A 19794-nucleotide genomic window follows, 5' to 3' on the forward strand; every position below is an offset into this window, starting at 1 on the left:
CTCCAGTGTGCCATATCGACGTATCGGCGCAGGTAGGAGCGGGCCGTACCGTCGGACCTATGAGCATCCCGCAGGAGCGCCGTCTCGTCACCGCCATCCCCGGACCCAGGTCGCAGGAGCTGCTGGCCCGCAAGCAGGCCGCCGTGCCGCACGGCATCGGCACCACCCTCCCGGTCTTCGTGACCCGCGCGGGGGGCGGCGTGGTGGAGGACGCCGACGGCAACGCGCTGATCGACTTCGGCTCCGGCATCGCCGTCACGAACGTGGGCAACTCCGCCCCGCGGGTGGTCGAGCGGGTCCAGAAGCAGGTCGCCGACTTCACCCACACCTGCTTCATGGTCACGCCGTACGAGTCGTACGTGCAGGTCTGCGAGAAGCTCAACGAGCTGACCCCCGGCGACCACGACAAGCGCACCTTCCTGGTGAACAGCGGCGCCGAGGCCGTCGAGAACGCGGTCAAGATCGCCCGGTACGCCACCGGCCGGCAGGCGGTCGTGGTGTTCGACCACGGCTACCACGGGCGCACGCTGCTCACGATGACCCTCACGGCCAAGAACATGCCGTACAAGCAGGGCTTCGGCCCGTACGCCCCCGAGGTGTACCGGGTGCCGCTTGCCTACCCGTTCCGCTGGCCGACCGGCCCGGAGAACTGCGCCGAGGAGGCAGCCGCCCAGGCCATCGACATGATCACCAAGCAGGTCGGCGCGACGAACGTGGCCGCCGTGGTGATCGAGCCGATCGCGGGCGAGGGCGGCTTCATCGAGCCGGCCAAGGGCTTCCTGCCGCGGATCGCGGAGTTCTGCCGCGAGAACGGCATCGTGTTCGTGGCCGACGAGGTGCAGACGGGCTTCGCGCGCACCGGTGACCTGTTCGCCTGCGAGGACGAGGGCATCGTGCCGGACCTCATCTGCACGGCCAAGGGCATCGCGGGCGGTCTCCCGCTGGCCGCGGTGACCGGCCGCGCCGAGATCATGGACAAGGTCCACCCGGGCGGCCTCGGCGGCACGTACGGCGGCAACCCGCTGGCCTGCGAGGCGGCGCTGGGCGTGCTGGAGACCATCGCCGAGGAGGACCTGGTCGCCAGGGCCCGGAGGATCGGCGAGATCATGCTGCCCCGCCTCCGCTCGATGCAGGAGCGCTTCGGCGTGATCGGCGACGTGCGCGGCCGCGGCGCGATGATCGCGATCGAGCTGGTACGACCCGGCACCAAGGAGCCGGACCCGGCGGCCGTCGCCGAGGTGGTCCGGCGCTGCCACGCGGAGGGCCTGCTGGTGCTCACGGCCGGCACCTACGGCAACGTGCTGCGCTTCCTGCCGCCGCTGGTGATGCCCGAGCACCTGCTGGAGGAGGGCCTCGGCATCCTGGAGAAGGCGCTCGCCGAGCTGTAGACCCTTTACAAAGTAGAATTGTTACAAAACGGGCATCCGGCTTGTGGCTGGATGCCCGTTTTTATGGGCTTTAGAGATGCGAGTCGGGTAGAGAATTCACTCTGGCTTGACGTCCAGCTAGACGATCACGAGAGCGGTCGGGGTTATAACGGATCCGGTGCACGGGTGCGCGATCACCTCGGGGAGCGTGATGAACTGGGGCCCGACAGGAACGGCGCAGGACATGTTGACGTTCGACCCTGACGATCTGAGCTGGGCGCAGCGCGAAGGCGATGCCTGCGCCGTCTGCCACAAGCGGTGGCCGAGACCGCGCGTGCGCGTGGGCCGCCTGCCCGACGACTCCGCCGTGCTGGCCTGCGCCGACTGCGCCGAGGCGCTGCTGCCCGCTGCGCTCGGCACGGTCCTCGCCTTCCCGGCCCGCTGAGGCGGCTACCAGCCGTCCTCGTCGCCGACGTCCACCGACTCCCCGTCGCTCATCCGGGGCGTCATCTTGATGGTCACCTTGTGCGTGACGTTCTTGGCCACCGTCCCCTTGGCGCCCACGGAGACGACCCCGAAGCGCACGCCCGCGTTGCCCGACCCCTCCTTGCGGACCTCCATGCCGAACTCGACGGTCACCTCACCGAGCGCGAACTTCAGGTCCTCGTCCGCACCCCGCTTACGCGCCTCGTCGAGCTGCTTGCGTAACGCGGTGATCGCGTCGTCCAGCTCCACCCATTCGGAATCGCTCACGTCGATCTCCCATCGCGGCTCACCATTCGGGGGAAGCTCATCGTATGTGGAGGTGAGGCGTGGCCGCTGAGTCCGTAAGATCCGTGTACGTGCGCGCCCGGGTGGGCGACGGCCGCAAGGTGTTCGGCAGCGGCTTCCTCGTCGCCCCGTCGCTGGTGCTGACTTCAGCCCACGTGGTCGATGACGTGGGCCACGAGGTCGTCGTCGGGTGGGCCGGGCAGGAGTCGGCGGGCACGGTGGTGTGGCGGCACCGCTCCGGGGCCGTGGACGCGGCGCTGATCCGAGTCCCCGGCGCGGGCGAGGGGCTCGGCCGGCGGCCGATGCGGTGGGGGCGACTCACCAGCACCAGGCCGCGCGTCCCCTGCCAGGCCACCGGCTACCCGAGGGCGCAACGCGAGGAGAGCGGACGGTGGGAGGAGCAGCTGTCCGGTCACGTCAATCCGGGCACCGCCGCCTCCGCCGGCCGTTACGAGATTCACGTGGACGACTCGCTGCCCAGGCTAGGGGCGCCGGGCGAGTCCCCGTGGGCGGGTATGTCCGGTGCGGCGGTTCTGTCCGCCGACGGTCGGCTCGTGATCGGTGTCGTCTCTCAGGACCGCACGGCATACGGCGGCCGCCTGGCCGCCACCCGAGCCCAGGACCTCCTGGCTGATCCGGGCTTTCACGATCTGATCAGGGACGCGACCGGCTGCGTGCCTCTGCTGGAGTCGGTGGAGCTGGCCGGGCTGCTGGACACACCACAGGTCCGGGCCGATCTCCGCTCGCCCGCCTTCCTGCTGCGCGCCGACGCCGAGGTGGTCGCCTTCCGCGGCCGACGGGAGCTGCTCGAGGAGCTGGCCGGCTGGTGCGAAGGCGACGGGGTCTCCGTTCGCCTGCTCGCCGGTCCCGGCGGGCAGGGGAAGACCAGGCTGTCGCGGCGGCTGTTGAACGACATGTACGGGCGCGGCTTCGTCGGCGGCCACCTGCTGTCCCGGCGCGTGGACCCGGCCGCCTACGCCGTCTTCGCGCAGACGACGGTGCCGCTCATCGTCGTCGTGGACTACGCCGAGAGCCGGCCCGAGCAGGTGGTGCACCTGCTGGAGCAGGTGCTGCACGGCGGCGACGGGCAGACCGTACGGATTCTGCTGGTGGCCCGCACCGCCGGGGAGTGGTGGACGCAGCTCCGCACCGGCCATCCCGACCTGGAGGCGGCGCTGTCCGGGACCGTCGTGCAGACCCTCCAGCCGCTCGAACCCGACGAGGGCGGCCGCCGCGCCGCCTTCGGTGACGCCTTACGCGACCTCGCCGCTCACCTCGAACGCATCCCCGGCTTCGGCGGCCCCTCGTGGGCCTCGGCGGCCAAGGCCATCGATCCGCCCACCTGGCTGGGCGCCGACGTCCGCGCGTCCATCCTGACCATCCAGATGGCCGCACTCGTGGAGCTGCTGCAGTCGGGCGAGCATCCTGTCGAGGTGCAGGCATCGGACGCGGTCGAGGACGTGCTGCTCAACCACGAACGCCGGTATTGGCAGCGTACGGCGGTCGCGGCGGGCCTGGCGCTCAACCCTAAGTCGCTCGAACGGGCGATCGCCGCGGCCGCGCTGTGCGGTGCCGACGACGCGGCGCAGGCCGGGGCCACGCTGGAGGCGGTGCCGGGCTGGGACGGCACCGACGCCGACCGGCGGGAAGCGGCGGCCGGCTGGATCCACGGCCTCTACCCGGCCCCTGCGGGGGAGTACTGGGGCGCCCTCCAGCCGGATCGAATCGGCGAGCACCTGGTTGCGACCGTCACCAGGGACACCCCCGAGCTGCTGAACGTGCTTCTGCCCGCCGCGACCGTCGAGCAGCGCCAGCGGGCACTGGAGGTGCTGGCCCGCGCCTCGGCCCGCGAACAGGACCATTTCCGCCCGATCTTCCGCTCGCTGCTCGGCATGAGGCACTGGCACCTGATCGTGACGATGCTCGACATCACGACGCACGCCGAACGCCCGGAGGCGCTGCGTGCCGCGCTGGCGTCGTTCGTGGAGGAAGAGCAGAACCTGGCCTACGGCGAACTGCTCGCGCTGACGATGGCAACACCCTTGTCGACCCTGGTACTGCGTGACTTCGGTGTACGGGTGGCGGAGCGGCTGGTCATGGTCGCCCGCGAGAAGGCCCGCCGGGCGACCATGACCGACCGCCTGTGGCCCTTCCGCGTGCCGAAGCGACACAGGGGGGTCGTGAGCGATCTGGCCACGGCACTGGCCTACCTCGCGGAGCGTTACCTGGTCGTGAACCGGCGGGAGGAGGCGGTGGCCGCCGCCGAGGAGTCCGTGGGCGTCAACCGCCGCCTCGGCCGGGACCACGCCCTCGGCCTTGCCGATGCGTTGCGGGTGTTCGCCAATGCGTGCCCGCCCTGGCGGCAGGAGGCGGCGCTGGCAGCCGCCGAGGAGGCGGTGGGGCTGCAGCGCCGCCATATGGACGATGCCGAGCCGGGCTCGTTCGAGAGGGAGCACCGCGAGTCGGAGCTGGCGCATGCCCTCGTCACGCTGTCCACCCTGTACGAGAGGGCTGGCCGAGCTGCCGAGAGCGTGGCGGCGAGCGAGGAGGCGACCGCCATCGAGCACAGGCTCGCCGAGATCGACCCGGACAATCACGTGCCCAGGCTCGTCTCGACGCTGACGACGGCGGCCTCCAGCCGTGCCGGGATGGGCCGGCACGACGACGTGGTCGAACGCGCGGAGCGAGCCGTCGCCCTGCTCCACGACCTTGCCGCTGTCAGCCCCGACCTGCACCTGAACAGCCTCGCCACCGAGCTCAACAATTTGTCGAACGCCTACGGCAACGCCGGACGCCCGGAGGAGGCGTTGGCGGCCGTACAGGAGGCGGTGGCCGTGTTCCGCCGCCTGGCCGCCGCCCATCCCGGCAGACGGCCGGACAGTTCCACCTCCGCCCATGACGGGAGAGGGCTGGACAGCCTGGCCACCGCGCTTGCCAACAACGCCATCCGGTACGCCCTGCTCGACCGGCACGCCGAGGGTCTCGCCCCGATCGAGGAGGCGATCGCGATCCGCGGCGGCGGGACCGGGGAGCCCGAGAAGCTGGCGCACTGCCTGTCGTTGCGCGGCGGGCTGCTTGTCGAGTGCGGGCGTCCGGTGGAGGCGATCGAGCCGCTGTTGCAGAGCCTCCACCTGCTGATCGAGCTGGAAGCCGAGACGCGGGCGGCGGCGATGTGGCTGCGCGCCGCCGGTGAGGCGGACCCCGAGGGGGTGTCGGCCGAGTGGCGGCGGCTCACCGGCGAGGAGGCGGACTGGACAGGCATCTCCTGACGGGCCCGCAGGGCGACCGTTACCGCCGGCAGGAGGCCGATTCCAGCATGGCAGACCTGGAGTATCAGGCGGCTACCTGCCGGGTCTCGCGCATCTCCCACGGGGAGCCGTACTCGTGGAGCAGGTCGAGGAACGGGACGGCGTCGAACGCCTCGGGCCCGAGCACGCCCTCGCCCTTCCAGACGCCGCGCGCGACCAGCTCCAGCGCCACGACGGGGTGGACCGCGGTCTGCCACACGACGGCCTGGGAGCCGTACTCCCGCATCGACCAGTCGTTGTCCACCACGTGGTACAGGTACACCTCACGCGGCACGCCGTCCTTGCCGAGGCCCTTCACCCAGGTGCCGGCGCACGTCTTGCCGTGCATGCGCTCGCCGAGCGTCGCCGGGTCGGGCAGGCGGGCGGCCACGAGGTCGCGCGGCGCCACCTCGGCGCCGCCCACGCGCACCTTCTCGGCGCTGTCGAGGCCGAGCTTGCGCAGCGTCTTGAGCACGCCGATGAACTCGTCGCCGAGCCCGTACTTGAACGTCACCTTGCGCGCGGGGATCCAGCGGGGCACGAGCACGACCTCCTCGTGCTCGACGTTCACGCACTCGACCGGGCCGATGCCGGCCGGGAAGTCGAACACCTCGGGCTCGCTGAACGGCTCGGTGGTGCGCCAGCTCCCGTCCTCCCAGACCACGGGCGGGTTCAGGCACTCCTCGATCGTGGTCCAGATGGAGAACGTGGGCGCGAAGTCGTAGCCGTCCACGACCAGGTTGGAGCCGTCCCGGACACCGACCTCGTCGATGCTCGCGAACAGGTGGTCGGCGGCGTAGCGGGCGAACACGTCGGCCAGGCCCGGCTCGACGCCCATGCCGACCAGCGCCAGCCGGCCCGCGCCCCGCCACTCGCCGTCGAGCGCGAACTGCCGGTCGCCGAGCTTCAGCCCCGGCTTGCGGTACGGCTCGCTCGGGTGCGGCTTCGACAGCGACATGGCCATGTCGAGGTAGTGCGCCCCCGCGGCGAACGCCGCCTCGAACAGCGGCATCGTGAACCGGGGATCGACGGCGTTGAACAGCACGTCGCACCGGTGGTCACGGAGGGCCGCCTCGACCTGGGCGCGGTCGGAGGCGTCGAGCGCGATCGCGGTGAAGCGCGGGTCGTCCACGGCGGCGACGGCACGGGCCGCCCGGCTCTGTTGAGAGTCGGCGACCACGATGTGTTCGAAGAAATCTCGGCGAGCGGCGATGGGCACCACGGCGGAGCCGACCCCGCCTGCGCCGACCAGGAGGATTCTCATGCTGAGTACCCTACTCACTGACTGGTCATTCAGTCGAGACTGACTGGTCATTCAGTCTAAATTGACGACATGCGAACGCAGGGCTCCCACCTGCGGTGGAGGTCACCTGACGAGCGCGTGCCACCGCTTCTCCCAGGCGGCGTACGCCGGGCAGCCGTCCTTGGGCTTGCACCCGTCGGGCGGGCGGGTGGCGAAGGCGACCCGGTCGAGGCGCTCCGGCTCGTCGACGCCGAACGCGTCGCAGACGCGCCGGGTGGCCTTGGCGCACGCCTTCGGGTTGGCCGGGGCCAGCCCCACCCAGGCGACGGCCTTGCGCTGGACCGCGGCCGTGGCGGTGTAGGCGAGCCAGCGGTAGGCGCACTCGGTGTTGGGCACCCCGGCGCCCAGCATCCAGGAGTCGACCCAGCCGGTGGTGCGCGGCGCGTCGACCGCCTTGACCGGCCGGCCTGCCTCCTGCAGCAGCAGGCGGTAGTACGGGGTGGCCTGGGCGTAGTCGAGCGAGCCGGTGGCGAAGCCCTTGACCAGGTCCAGCGGCTCGGTCCAGTACTCCCGGCCGGGCTGCTCCTCCAGCAGGCCGGCGGCCCTGCCCAGCTCGTCCTTGCCGAGCTCGAACGGGTCGCCCTCGACCCCGTCGGCCAGGGCCGCGTCGGCGATGGTCAGCGGGGTGTCGCGCAGCGCGACGTGGCCCGAGCCGAAGACGTCCCTGAGCGTCGGGTCGCCCTTGACCCGGGAGGAGTCGTACAGGAACTCGTGGAAGCCCCACAGGTAGGGCACCCCGTAGACCTTGCCCGAGCGGACCGTCATGTCGCGGAAGCGCTTGGTGAGGTCGCCGTAGCCGGGCACCTTGGCCGGGTCGACGGGCTGCACCTGCTTGCCCGCGATGAGGTCGGCGGCCAGCACGGGCCCGGCGGAGATCACGTCGTAGGGCCGCTGCCCGACCTGGGCGGCCATCTGGGCGGCGGTCTGCACGGTGTCGTAGCGGGCGATGCGGCAGCCGGTGCTCTTCTCGAACTCGCCGGTGGTGCCGGAGTAGTCGGCGTAGCCGCGGTAGGTGAGGATCTGCAGCGTCCCGTCGCTCTGGACCGGACCCTGCGGGGACGTGGACTTGCGCGGCTTGACGCTCGCGGTGGGCGACGGCGTGCCGGTCGCGGCGCTGCGCGGCGCCGGAAGGGACACCCGGGTGGCGCTCGCCCCGGGGAGCGGGACGGCGGCGCCGGATGCCGGGCTCGCCGCGCCCAGGCCCGCGGCGAGGACCGTCGCGGCGAGCGCCAGGACGGGTGTGCGGCGATCCAACGTGGTCCCCCTTGTCCGCGACCCTTGTCGTGACCTGGAGCTTACCGGGGCGCGGACCGGGGAGGGACGCGTGTCCCTCCCCGGCGGGGATCGCGGGGGCCTACGCGTTGGTGGGGAAGCCGAGGTTGACCCCGCCGTGGGAGGGGTCCAGCCAGCGGGAGGTGACGACCTTGCCGCGGGTGTAGAAGTGGACGCCCTCGCTGCCGTGGACGTGCGTGTCGCCGAACAGCGACGCCTTCCAGCCGCCGAAGCTGTAGAACGCCATCGGCACCGGGATCGGCACGTTGACCCCGATCATGCCCACCTCCACCTCGTTCTGGAAGCGCCGGGCGGCGCCGCCGTCGTTGGTGAAGATGGCGGTGCCGTTGCCGTACTCGCCGTCGTTGATGACCCGCACGCCCTCCTCGTACGACGAGACGCGCACGATCGACAGCACCGGCCCGAAGATCTCCTCGGTGTGCACCCGCGAGCCCGCCGGCACGTGGTCGAGCACGGTCGGGCCCAGCCAGAACCCGGGCGCCTCGGACGCCTTGCCGCCGCCGAGGACCGAGCTCTCACGGCCGTCCACGACCAGCTTGGCGCCTTCCTGGAGGCCGAGGTCGAGGTAGGAGGCGACCTTGTCGCGGTGCTCGCGCGTGACCAGCGGCCCCATCTGCGCCTTCGGGTCGTCGCCCGGGCCGATCACCAGCCTGCCGACACGCTCGGAGATCTTCTCGACCAGCTCGTCGCCGACGGGGTCCACGGCCAGCACGACGGAGATCGCCATGCACCGCTCACCGGCCGAGCCGAAGCCGGCCGAGACGGCCGAGTCGGCGACCAGGTCGAGGTCGGCGTCCGGGAGCACGAGCATGTGGTTCTTGGCGCCGCCGAGCGCCTGGACGCGCTTGCCGTGGGAGGTGCCGGTCTCGTACACGTAGCGGGCGATCGGGGTGGAGCCGACGAACGAGACGGCCCGCACGTCCGGGTGCTCCAGCAGCCGGTCCACCGCCTCCTTGTCGCCCTGAACGACGTTGAACACGCCGTCGGGCAGCCCCGCCTCCTGCCACAGCCGGGCCATGAGCAGCGACGCCGACGGGTCCTTCTCCGACGGCTTGAGCACGAACGCGTTGCCGCAGGCGATCGCGATCGGGTACATCCACATCGGCACCATGGCCGGGAAGTTGAACGGCGTGATGCCGGCCACGACCCCGAGCGGCTGGCGGATCGAGTAGGAGTCGACCCGGGTCGAGACGCCCTCGGAGAAGCCGCCCTTGAGCAGGTGCGGGATGCCGCAGGCGAACTCGACGACCTCCAGCCCGCGGGCCACCTCGCCGAGCGCGTCCGAGTGCACCTTGCCGTGCTCGGCGGAGATCAGCGCGGCCAGCTCGTCGCGGTGGGTGCTCATGAGCTCGCGGAAGCGGAACAGCACCTGCGTCCGCTTGACCAGTGAAGCGTCCCGCCAGGCGGGGAACGCCGCGGCCGCGGCGGCCACCGCCGCGTCCACCTCCTCGACGGAGGCCAGCGCCACGTGCCCGCTCACCTCACCGGTCGCCGGGTTGAAGATCTCCCCGGTACGGCCGTCGCCGCCGGTGAGGGCTCCGCCGATCCAGTGCTTCACTGACTTCACTGCGCCGTCCTTCGCTGGGCTCACTGGACTCACTGGGTTGCCGCCTCCGCGTTGATGACTTCGAGTGCGTGGACGATGATGCCGAGCCCCTCGGCGGCCTCGTCCATCGTGAGGGTGAGGGGCGGGGCCATGCGGATGGCGGTGCCGTACAGGCCGCCCTTGCCGGCGAGCAGGCCGGCCCGCTTGGTCTCCTCCATGAACCGGGCGGCCTGGGCCGGGGTCTCCAGCTCGACGGCGAACATGAGGCCCTTGCCGCGCACGTCCTTGACGACGGGCAGCCGCTCGGCGGCGGCGCGCAGGCCGTCCGTGATGAGGGCGCCGGTGCGGGCGGCGTTGGCCTGGAGGTCGTGGTCGAGGACGTAGTCGAGCGTGGCGTTGGCGGCGGCCATGGAGATCGGGTTGCCGCCGAACGTGGCCAGGCCCACCGCGGGCAGGGCGTCCATGAGGTCGCCGCGGGCGACGACGCCGCCGACGGCGAACCCGTTGCCGAGGCCCTTGGCGAACGTCATCATGTCGGGCGTCACGCCGTGGTTCTGGATGCCGAAGAACGCGCTGCCGGTGCGGCCCCAGCCGGTCTGCACCTCGTCGGAGATCAGCAGGATGCCCTGCTCGTCCAGGACCTCCTTGTAGGCGGCGAACAGACCGTCGGGGGCCATGGTGAAGCCGCCGACCCCCTGGATGGGCTCGGCGATCAGCGCGGCGACGTCGCCGGCGACCGCGGTGGCGAGCACGTGGCGCAGGTCGTCCACGCACACCTGGATGTACTCGGCGTCGGACAGGCCGCGGAACTGGGCGAGGTGCCGGTCCGCGCCGTGCAGGAAGTGCGCGTTGAGCGGGGAGAGCGAGTTGTTCTTCCAGGCGCGGTTGGAGGTGACGCCGATCGCGCCGAAGCTGCGCCCGTGGTAGCTCTGCCGCATGGCCAGCACCTGGTCGCTCTTGCGGGCGTACGTGGCCAGCAGCAGGGCCGTCTCGTTGGCCTCGGTGCCGGAGTTGGTGAAGAAGACCTTCGCGTCCGGGATGCCGGACAGGCGGGCGATCTTCTCGGCCAGCTCGATCTGGCCGCGCAGGAGGTAGACCGTGCTCGTGTGGACGACGCCCGTGGCGAGCTGGCGCTCGACGGCCTCACGCACCTCGGGGACGTCGTAGCCGATCATGTTGGTGAGGATGCCGGCGAAGAAGTCGAGGTAGCTCTTCCCGTCGGCGTCGACGACGCGGTTGCCCTTGCCGCCGACGATCTCGATGGGCTCGTTGTAGTTGAGGGCCAGCCAGTTGGGCATGACGGCCCGGTGGCGCGCGAGAAGCTCCGACATGTTCTGAGTATCCCGTCCTCGCAGGGTTCCCCCCACCGGCAACCTGTCGGCGTGCCGCCGCATCGCCTTACATGCTGTCGGATGGGTCTCTGTGCTCCGAACCAGTGTATGTCATGACAACAGGACCTCATGCTGTCCGCCCCCTAGGGGATGTCCCGTGCGCCTCCGGGCGTACGGGACGCGTCGGCGGTACGCCGCGCGAGGCACCAGCGAAGACCACCGGCGGCCGACGACCGGAGGGGTCCTCCTCGGCCACGATCGGATCATCACGACGACGACCCGAGGAGACACCCGCCATGACCATCACCCTGGACCCCGCCGTTGAGCGCCCCGAGTTGCCCTCCGGTCCCCCGAAGCTCGGCCGCGACCTGCTGCGGCAGGCCGAGCGCGACACGCTCGCCACCCCGCGCATGGACTACAGCCTGCTGGCGCGGATGATGTTCAAGCCGGTCGACCTCATGTACGGGCGGCAGGGCTCGTTCACCAAGTTCGCCATGCTGGAGATCATCGCCCGCGTGCCGTACCAGGCGTGGGAGCGGATGGGCTACTGGGCGGTGCACCGCCACGCGGGGCGCTCGGCGCTGGCCAGGAGGGTGTTCGAGCGGATCGTGGAGGCCCGCGCCGACCAGGACAACGAGCAGTGGCACTTGCTGATCATGCAGGATCTCGTCCAGCGCAACGGCGAGAAGCAGTCATGGCTGCTGCACAGGCTGGCGCCGTGGTTCATCTCGTTCTTCTACTACCACGTGTCGTGGGTGCTGTTCCTGCTCCGGCCCGACTGGTCCTACCGGCTCAACGCCGAGTTCGAGGACCACGCCGAGCACGAGTACATGACGTTCGTGGCCGAGAACCCCGCCCTGGACCTCGTGCCCGACCCGGGCACCTACGCCGCCGAGTACGGCCGCCAGCGGTCGGTGGCCGACCTGCTGCGGCAGATCGGCCACGACGAGCGCGCCCACAAGCTCGACAGCCTGGAGGCCATGCGCGAGCCCCGGCTCCGCTGACGTGCCGCCTCAGACCCGCTCGGGCTCGCAGGCGACGACGGGGGCCGGCGACCGCATGACCGACAGCGCGAGCAGCGCGGCAGCCACGCAGAACCCGCACCCCACCCACGCGCCGAGATGCATGGCGTCGGTGAACGCGGCGCGGGCGGGCTCGGCGAAGCCCAGCCGGATCGCGTCGCCGATCGACTCCTTGGCCGCGTCGGGCACGCCGGCCGGCATGGACGAGGTGAAGACCCCGGCCAGCACGCTGCCCAGGATCGCGATGCTCATGGCCATGCCGACCTGCTGAACCGTGTCGTTCAGCGCCGAGCCCACCCCGGCGTGCTCCAGGGGGATGGCCCCCATGAGCGAGGCGTAGGCCGCCGGCCCGGCCAGGCCGCCGCCGACCCCCATGACCAGCAGCCCGGTCAGCACCGGCACGTAGCCGGTGGTCGTGGCGAGCACCACGAACCCGCCGGCCATCACCACCAGGCCCACGCCGACCAGGACCCGGTTGCTCACCCGCTGCCCGAGCGCCGCGCCCAGGCCGTTGAACAGCGCCGCCGCCACCGCGTACGGCAGCAGCGCCAGACCCGCCCGCATGGGCCCGTAGCCGAGCACGAACTGCAGGTACTGCGTCAGCATGAGCATCACCGCGCCCGCGCCGAACGACATGAGCAGGATGGAGAAGGACGCCCCGCTGAAGTTGCGGTTGCGGAACAGCTCCAGCGGCAGCATCGGGTGCTCCTGGCGGCGCTCCCACACCACGAACGCGCCGAGGGCGAGCACCGCGGTCACGATGCCGGCCACGTTCCACTCGCGCTCGATGATGACGTAGACGGCGGCGCTCAGCCCGATGACCGAAAGGACCACGCCGACCGGGTCGATCCGCCGCCCCGAGCTGCGGGTCTCGGGCATGAGGACGAAGGCGGCCAGGATGGCGAGGGCGGCGATCGGCACGTTCAGCAGGAAGACCGAGCCCCACCAGTAGTGCTCGAGCAGGAAGCCGCCCAGCGTGGGACCGGCGATCACGCTCACCATGGCGACGGCGCTCCAGGCGGCCATCGCCTTGCGCCGCTCGGCCTCGTCGAAGACGGTCATCAGGATGGACAGCGTCGAGGGCATGAGGATCGAGCCGCCGACGCCCATCAGCGCCCGCGCGCCGATGAGCTGCCACGGCTCGGAGGCCAGCACGGCCAGCAGCGACGCGCCGCCGAAGAAGGCGAGCCCGATGATCAGGAACTTCCGGCGCCCGTACCGGTCGGACAGGCTGCCCGCGGTCAGCAGCAGCCCGGCGAACGCGAGCACATAGGCGTCGAGGATCCACTGGATGTCGCCCGGTGTCGCGCCCAGGTCCCGGATCAGCGAGGGGATGGCCAGGTTGAGGACGGTTCCGTCCACGCCCAGCACCAGCACGGACAGGCACAGGACGACGAGAGTCCACCAGCGCCGGGGGTCTCGCACATCGTTCGAGTCATCTCGTACATCGTTCGAGTTCACTCGCACACTGTACGACGACTCTCGTACGCTGTGCGAGTGGTTTTATCCTGGAGGAATGACCGGCAAGCAGATCTCCTCCGTCTGGACCCGTGACGCCCGGCCGGCCCGGACCCCGGGCCGCACTCGCGAGGAGATCGCCCGCGCGACGCTGGAGCTGCTCGACGCCGAGGGGCTCGACGGGCTCAGCATCCGCAAGCTCGGCGCCAAGCTGGGCGCCGGGGCGACGAGCATCTACTGGTACGTCGGGAACAAGGACGAGCTGCTGGAGCTCGCCTACGACGAGATCTGGGGCGAGATCACCCTGCCGATCCCGGAGAGCCTGGGGTGGCGCGACACCGTCTCCGCCTTCGCCTACAGCATGCGCCACGTCATGCTCCGCCATCCCTGGGTCGGCTCGCTCATCGGCCGCCTGCCCGCCCTCGGCCCCAACGCGATGGCCATGTCCGACCGGCTGCGCAGGACCTTCCGGCTGGCCGGCTTCGACGGCATGGACATCGACTACGCCAACGCCACGCTCACCGCGTACGTGTTCGGCACGGTCATCCCCGAGATCGCGTGGAGCACCTCGATGGGCGGCGAGGAGCTCGACATGGACGCCATGCGCGGGACCTTCGAGCACGTCGCCAGGGACTTCCCCGACCTGCTGGAGCGACTCGTCGAGGTCAACGAGAAGGTGACCGTGTCCGAGACCGACAGGCTGCGGGCGGTCAGCTTCGACTTCGGGCTCGTCGCGGTGCTCGATGGCCTTGAGGCGCGGCTGCGCTCGTAGCAGATTGAGGGCATGGGACATGACGGGCTGGACCTTGCAGGCGTAGCCGGCTTCCGCGCCGCGCGCGACCTGCTGCTGGGCGCCGACTACGAGACCGCGCGCCGGGAGTTCCGCTGGCCGCGGCCGGCGGAGTTCAACTGGGCGCTCGACTGGTTCGACGGAGTGCTGGCCGCCGAGACACCCGGCGCCGTCGCGCTGCGGATCGTCGGGCAGGCAGGCCCCGTCTCGCTCACCTTCGCCGAGTTGTCCGCCCGCTCCTCCCGGGTCGCCCACTGGCTGCACGAGCAGGGCGTGCGGCGCGGCGACCGCGTCCTGCTGATGCTCGGCAACCAGGTCGAGCTGTGGGAGAGCCTGCTCGCCGCCATGAAGCTCGGCGCCGTCGTCATCCCCGCCACGACGCTGCTGACGGCCAAGGACGTCGCCGAGCGCGTCGAGCGGGCCGGCGTCGCCCACGTCATCGCCAACGCCTCCGACGCCGGCAAGTTCGCCGCCGGGCCGTACACCCGGATCGCCGTCGGCGACGCGTACGGCTGGCTGCCCTACCACGAGAGCGCCGAGGCGAGCACCCGCCACGTCCCCGACGGGACCACCCGCTCCGGCGACCCGCTGCTGCTCTACTTCACCTCGGGCACGACGTCCCGGCCCAAGCTGGTCGAGCACTCCCACCTGTCCTATCCCGCGGGCCACCTGTCCACGATGTACTGGATCGGCCTGCGGCCCGGCGACGTGCACCTCAACGTGTCCTCAGCCGGCTGGGCCAAGCACGCGTGGAGCAGCGTGTTCGCGCCGTGGAACGCGGGGGCGACCGTGCTGGTCCACGACTACCGGCGCTTCTCCGCGACCGCGCTGCTGGAGGTGCTGCGCGACGAGGCCGTCACCACGTTCTGCGCCCCGCCGACCGTGTGGCGGATGCTCATCCAGGAGGACCTGGCCGCCTGGCGGCTGCCCCTGCGCACCGCCGTCGCAGCGGGCGAGCCGCTGAACCCGGAGATCATCGACCAGGTGGCCAAGGCGTGGGGGCTGACGATCCGCGACGGCTACGGCCAGACCGAGACCACCGCCCAGATCGGCAACGTGCCGGACGAGCCGGTCAAGCCCGGATCGATGGGCCGGCCGCTGCCCGGGTACGAGATCACGCTGGTCGACCCGGTCACGGGCCGGCCGGGCGACGACGGCGAGATCTGCCTGTCGCTGGGCGACCCGCCCGCGGGCCTGATGACCGGCTACGCGGGCGGCTCCGGCGGCGCCGATGCCGACGGCTTCTACCACACCGGTGACGTGGCCACCCGCGACGCCGACGGCTACATCACCTACGTGGGCCGCACCGACGACGTCTTCAAGGCGTCCGACTACCGCATCTCGCCGTTCGAGCTGGAGAGCGTCCTGCTGGAGCACCAGGCTGTGGCCGAGGCTGCCGTGGTGCCCGCCCCCGACCCGGTGCGGCTGGCCGTGCCCAAGGCGTACGTGACGCTCGTCCCGGGCTTCGAGCCCTCCGACGACACCGCGCGGTCGATCTTCGAGCACTGCCGGCGCGAGCTCGCGCCGTACCAGCGGGTACGGCGGCTGGAGTTCGGCGAGCTGCCGAAGACGATCTCCGGCAAGATCCGCCGGGTCGAGCTGCGCGAGCGCCCGCCCGGCCGGGAGTTCACGGACGGGAGCTGACCGGGCGCCCCGGCTTCCGCCGACGATCACTATGTAAATGGGTGCATTGCCGATCTTACAAGCTGATCGGATAGGCTCTGTCCGTGCTGCCCACCATCGCCGATGTGCTCGCCTTGGAGACCGTTCGCCGGGGTGGCCCGCAGGTGGTCGCGGGCGGGGACCGGCTGGGCAGCAAGGTGCGGTGGGTTCACGTCGGCGAGATCGCCGACATCGCCGCCCTGCTGCGCGGCGGCGAGCTGGTGCTCACCACCGGCGTCGCCCTGCCGAGCGACCCCGAGAAGCTGACTGACTACATCGGCGAGCTGGCGGCGGTGGGCGTCGCCGGGCTCATCGTGGAGCTGGGGCGCAGGTTCGTCGGCGAGCTGCCCGCCTCGGTCGTCAAGGCCGCCGAGCAGCACGGGCTGCCGCTCGTCGTGCTGACCCGCGAGACGCCGTTCGTGCAGATCACCGAGTCGGTGCACGCCCGCATCATCGACATCCAGCTGGAGGAGCTGCGGGCCTCCGAGCAGCTGCACGAGGTGTTCACCGAGCTGTCGGTCGAGGGCGCCTCTCCCGCCGAGGTGCTCGCCCAGGTGGCCCGTCTGTCCGGGCGCCCCGTACTCCTGGAGAACCTCGCCCACCAGGTCCTGGCCTGCGAGTCGGCCGGCCGTGACACCGGTGCCCTGCTCGCCGGCTGGGAGACCCGCTCGCGCGCCGTGGCCCCGCCCGAGCGCACCGCGTACGACCCGGCCTCCGGCTGGCTGGTCACCACCGTCGGCGCCCGCGGCCAGGACTGGGGGCGGCTGATCCTGCTGTGCGACGTGCCGCCCTCGCCCCGCGACCTGGTGCTCGCCGAGCGCGCCGCGACCACCCTCGCCCTCGGCCGCCTGCTCGAACGCCACCAGGAGTCGCTCGAACGCCAGGCCCACGGCACGATACTCACCGGCATCCTCACCCACGCCTACGCCGACCCGGACGAGGCCGCCGCCCGCGCCCGCGCCGTCGGCGTGCCCATCACCGGCCGCAGGCTGATCAGCGTCGTCATCCGGCCCACCGACCCCGTCGAGCAGGCCCTCGACGGGCAGGCCCAGCTCGGCGAGCTCGCGGAGGCCACCGCCGCGGCCTGCCGCGACGCCCGCCTGCCGGCCCTCGTCGGCGCGCTCGACCAGGACCGCGTCGGCCTCCTGCTGCCGCTGCCGCCGCGCACCCAGGCCGAGCCCGCGCTCACCGCCGTCGCCGAGCGCCTGCGCATCCTGTGGAAGCCCGGTGCCTCGTTCGTGCTCGCGGCCGGCTCCGTGGTCGAGTCCATCAGGGACGTACGGCGCAGCTTCCTCGAGGCCGAGCAGGTGGCCGACGTGGCCGTGCGCCAGCCCGACGGACGGCCCTTCTACCGGCTGCCCGACCTGCGGCTACGGGGACTGCTCCACCTGCTGCGCGACGACGCCCGGCTGCAGACGTTCGCCGAGCGGGAGCTCGGGCCGCTGCTCGCCCACGACGCCCAGCGGGGCGGCGACCTCACCCGGATCCTGCGGACCTACCTCGACGCCGGACGCAACAAGGCGGTGGCCGCTCAGAAGGCACACCTGTCCCGGCCGGCCTTCTACGACCGGCTCCGCCGCCTCGAACGCATCCTCGACACCGATCTCGACGACGTCGAGTCGTGCCTGTCCCTCCACGTCGCCCTCCTCGCCCTGGAGTCCTTCCGCCGCGACACCCGCTGAGCCGCTCGGTGCCGCCGGCTTCTTTCCGGAACGCTCCATTCCGTTCGGGGACGCTCCGTGACGAGATCCCATCGCTCGGCAAGCCCGCTCCAGACGGCGATGTCAATCTCGTAACCTCTCCCACCGATCAGCGTGTTTCGCTCACCCGCTGACCATGATCACGACAGGATGGTGCGGCCCGTTGTCCGCCCTCTGGAGTTTTCATGTCTCGACGCACCCTCGCCGCCGGTCTGTCCCTGGCCGCCGCCCTCACGGTCACCACCACGCCGGTCGCCGCCGCGGACCAGGTGTCGGTCCGGTTCCCGTCCGCCAAGTTCCCGCTGGGGACTCAGCTCGTGCCGACGAAGAAGCAGACCAGCGTGGCGCAGGGCATCGACCTGTACGACGTGCAGGCCGGCCGCGCCAGCGACGGCTACACGGTCTCCGTCCTCATGCCGAGCGGCCGTGACTACGGGATGCGGCACACCGCCGAATCCGTGCTTGCCCAGGTGGAGGCCGCCGGCGAGACCGCCACGCTGGTGGAGGTCGTCCGCCCCAGCGTCGCGGACGCCCCCTCGCAGACCGTCTACATGGTGCGGGTCGGCACGTGGAAGCTGGAGGAGAAGAAGAAGGCCGACGAGATGGTGGCCAAGCTCAAGGACGCCGGCCTGAAGTCCAGGGTGGACTACGTCGGCGACGACGGCCACGACACCACCGGCCCGTGGAACGTCAAGGTCATGATGATCGACGCCCGGACGTTCCGCGGCTCGTACGCCTCCTCCCTCGGCACCAGCGTCGCCGCCCGCGAGAAGGTCTCCGCCATGGCCAAGGCCGCGCACGCGGTCGCGGCAGTCAACGGCGGCTTCTTCAACATCCACACCGCCAAGAACCTCCAGGGCGAGCCCGTCGGCGCGTCGGTGGTGGCGGGCAAGCTGCTGAGCGAGGCCGTGCCCGGCCGCTCCGCCGTCGTCCTCAAGGGCCGCACGGCCCGCATCACCGAGGTCAGCACCACGGTGACGGCCATCGCGCAGGACGGCTCCAAGAGCCCGGTCAACGGCCTCAACCGGGCCGCCGCCGCGGACGAGCTGGTCCTCTACACCGAGGAGTTCGGCGCCAAGACCCCGGCCGACGACGGCGTCGACGTGGTGATCGACGCCACCGGCAAGGTCGTCGGCACCCGGGCGCCGGGCGCCGACGTGGCGCGCGGCACGCGGGTGCTGCACGGCACCGGCGTCGCCACCGACTGGCTCGCCGCGCACGCCACCGACGGCACCACGCTCAGGATCGACACCAAGGTCGTCGACCTGCGCAAGCGCTCGGCCATCAAGCTGACCCCGGACGTGAGCGTCATCGCCGGCAGCGTGGGCCTGGTCCGCAACGGCAAAACCAAGATCACGGCCAAGCTCAACGGTCACGACTCGCTCAACATGATCCTCCGCCGGCACCCGCGCACCCTGCTCGGCACGACCCGCAACGGCAGCCTCATCGTGGCCGTCATCGACGGCCGCCAGCCGGGGGCCTCGGTGGGGGCCAACTTCATCGAGGCGGCCCGGTTCATGCGCTGGCTCGGCGCCAAGGAGGCCATCAACCTGGACGGCGGCGGCTCCACGGCCATGGTGGTGGGCGACAAGGTCGTGAACCACCCGTCGGACGGGGTGGAGCGCGGGGTCGGCGACGCCCTGCTGATCATGCCCAAGTAACGACGGGACATCGGGGCCCTGGGGGCGAGCGCGACACCTCGCGCTCGCCCCCGTTTGTGTCGCCCTCAGGTGGCTCGATGACCTTGGCCTGATGACCTGGGCTCCATGACCTGGGCTGCACGACCTGGGCTGCACGACCTGGGCTGCACGACCTTGGCTGCACGACCTTGGCTCTATGCCGTTGGCTCTATGCCGTTGGCTCTATGCCGTTGGCTCTATGACATGGAGTCCAGCCCATCGCGGTGACTCCACGAGCCATGCCAGCCCAACGTGGATGCCGGCCCAACAGGGACACTGGGCCAACAGGGACACTGGGCCAGCGGAAATGCCGGCCCAATCGACGCCAGCACGACGCACATGCCGCCCAACGTAACTGCCCGGTACAGCGCCCATGGCCGACCGACGAGATGCCCCGTGCTGCAACAGCACCCGCACACCTCAGGGCCCGTACAACTCAGGACCCGTACAACGCAAGAAAGGGCCCCACCCTCCGCCTCCCGGAACCATTACTGGCCCGAGAAGCTCCGGGTGGAGCCCTCTCCTATCAAAGATTGTCCGGCGGTGACCTACTCTCCCACACCCTCCCGAGTGCAGTACCATCGG

General features: G+C 71.3%; 14 protein-coding genes. 8 read left to right on the plus strand and 6 right to left on the minus strand.

Features of this window, described 5'->3' with window-relative positions; translation table 11 throughout:
- The first annotated feature begins 59 nt into the window (after nucleotides 1-59).
- Together gabT and ABZS51_RS33080 are read left to right on the plus strand one after the other, a co-directional pair.
- On the plus strand, nucleotides 60-1388 hold the full coding sequence (gene gabT / locus ABZS51_RS33075) for a 4-aminobutyrate--2-oxoglutarate transaminase (protein WP_355449371.1): 1329 nt from the start codon (nucleotides 60-62) through the stop codon (nucleotides 1386-1388).
- A 223-nt stretch (nucleotides 1389-1611) separates the two neighbouring features.
- Nucleotides 1612-1812: a hypothetical protein gene (locus ABZS51_RS33080; protein ID WP_310716617.1), complete on the plus strand. Its 201-nt coding sequence runs from the start codon at nucleotides 1612-1614 to the stop codon at nucleotides 1810-1812.
- 5 nt (nucleotides 1813-1817) lie between these two features.
- Here ABZS51_RS33080 and ABZS51_RS33085 read toward each other — a convergent pair whose 3' ends face one another.
- Nucleotides 1818-2120: a trypco2 family protein gene (locus ABZS51_RS33085; RefSeq protein WP_355449374.1), complete on the minus strand. Its 303-nt coding sequence runs from the start codon at nucleotides 2118-2120 to the stop codon at nucleotides 1818-1820.
- A 59-nt stretch (nucleotides 2121-2179) separates the two neighbouring features.
- Here ABZS51_RS33085 and ABZS51_RS33090 point away from each other — a divergent pair, with 59 nt between their 5' ends.
- On the plus strand, nucleotides 2180-5407 hold the full coding sequence (locus tag ABZS51_RS33090; protein ID WP_355449377.1) for a tetratricopeptide repeat-containing serine protease family protein: 3228 nt from the start codon (nucleotides 2180-2182) through the stop codon (nucleotides 5405-5407).
- Nucleotides 5408-5471: 64 nt separating this feature from the next.
- Here ABZS51_RS33090 and ABZS51_RS33095 read toward each other — a convergent pair whose 3' ends face one another.
- From ABZS51_RS33095 to ABZS51_RS33110, 4 genes are all read right to left on the minus strand, one after another.
- Entirely contained in the window at nucleotides 5472-6689 is a 1218-nt protein-coding gene (locus tag ABZS51_RS33095) for a saccharopine dehydrogenase C-terminal domain-containing protein (protein ID WP_355449380.1), read from the minus strand.
- Nucleotides 6690-6791: 102 nt separating this feature from the next.
- The gene (locus tag ABZS51_RS33100) at nucleotides 6792-7982 is read right to left on the minus strand and encodes an extracellular solute-binding protein (protein WP_355449383.1); all 1191 of its coding nucleotides are present in this window, start codon (nucleotides 7980-7982) and stop codon (nucleotides 6792-6794) included.
- 100 nt (nucleotides 7983-8082) lie between these two features.
- Entirely contained in the window at nucleotides 8083-9588 is a 1506-nt protein-coding gene (locus ABZS51_RS33105) for a CoA-acylating methylmalonate-semialdehyde dehydrogenase (protein WP_355449387.1), read from the minus strand.
- Nucleotides 9589-9617: 29 nt separating this feature from the next.
- Complete coding sequence (locus ABZS51_RS33110) at nucleotides 9618-10898, minus strand: aspartate aminotransferase family protein (RefSeq protein ID WP_310716627.1); 1281 nt, start codon at nucleotides 10896-10898, stop codon at nucleotides 9618-9620.
- Nucleotides 10899-11194: 296 nt separating this feature from the next.
- Here ABZS51_RS33110 and ABZS51_RS33115 point away from each other — a divergent pair, with 296 nt between their 5' ends.
- A complete protein-coding gene (locus ABZS51_RS33115) occupies nucleotides 11195-11902 on the plus strand; it encodes an alternative oxidase (RefSeq protein ID WP_355449390.1) in 708 nt (235 codons plus the stop codon).
- A gap of 9 nt (nucleotides 11903-11911) precedes the next feature.
- Here the strand turns inward: ABZS51_RS33115 and ABZS51_RS33120 are convergent, their stop codons facing one another.
- Nucleotides 11912-13381 carry an MFS transporter gene (locus ABZS51_RS33120; protein ID WP_355449393.1) on the minus strand — a complete coding sequence of 490 codons (1470 nt, stop codon included), beginning with the start codon at nucleotides 13379-13381 and terminating at the stop codon, nucleotides 11912-11914.
- Between the two features lie 55 nt (nucleotides 13382-13436).
- Here ABZS51_RS33120 and ABZS51_RS33125 point away from each other — a divergent pair, with 55 nt between their 5' ends.
- The 4 genes from ABZS51_RS33125 (at nucleotide 13437) to ABZS51_RS33140 (ending at nucleotide 19191) form a co-directional block, all read left to right on the plus strand.
- Complete coding sequence (locus ABZS51_RS33125; RefSeq protein WP_310716630.1) at nucleotides 13437-14150, plus strand: TetR/AcrR family transcriptional regulator; 714 nt, start codon at nucleotides 13437-13439, stop codon at nucleotides 14148-14150.
- Between the two features lie 12 nt (nucleotides 14151-14162).
- Nucleotides 14163-15812 carry an AMP-binding protein gene (locus ABZS51_RS33130; RefSeq protein ID WP_355449397.1) on the plus strand — a complete coding sequence of 550 codons (1650 nt, stop codon included), beginning with the start codon at nucleotides 14163-14165 and terminating at the stop codon, nucleotides 15810-15812.
- Nucleotides 15813-15895: 83 nt separating this feature from the next.
- Nucleotides 15896-17512 carry a PucR family transcriptional regulator ligand-binding domain-containing protein gene (locus ABZS51_RS33135; protein ID WP_355449400.1) on the plus strand — a complete coding sequence of 539 codons (1617 nt, stop codon included), beginning with the start codon at nucleotides 15896-15898 and terminating at the stop codon, nucleotides 17510-17512.
- 203 nt (nucleotides 17513-17715) lie between these two features.
- On the plus strand, nucleotides 17716-19191 hold the full coding sequence (locus tag ABZS51_RS33140; RefSeq protein ID WP_355449403.1) for a phosphodiester glycosidase family protein: 1476 nt from the start codon (nucleotides 17716-17718) through the stop codon (nucleotides 19189-19191).
- Nucleotides 19192-19794 lie beyond the last annotated feature (603 nt).

Source organism: Nonomuraea sp. NPDC005501 (genome assembly GCF_040605905.1).
In the GTDB taxonomy this organism is placed as follows: domain Bacteria; phylum Actinomycetota; class Actinomycetes; order Streptosporangiales; family Streptosporangiaceae; genus Nonomuraea.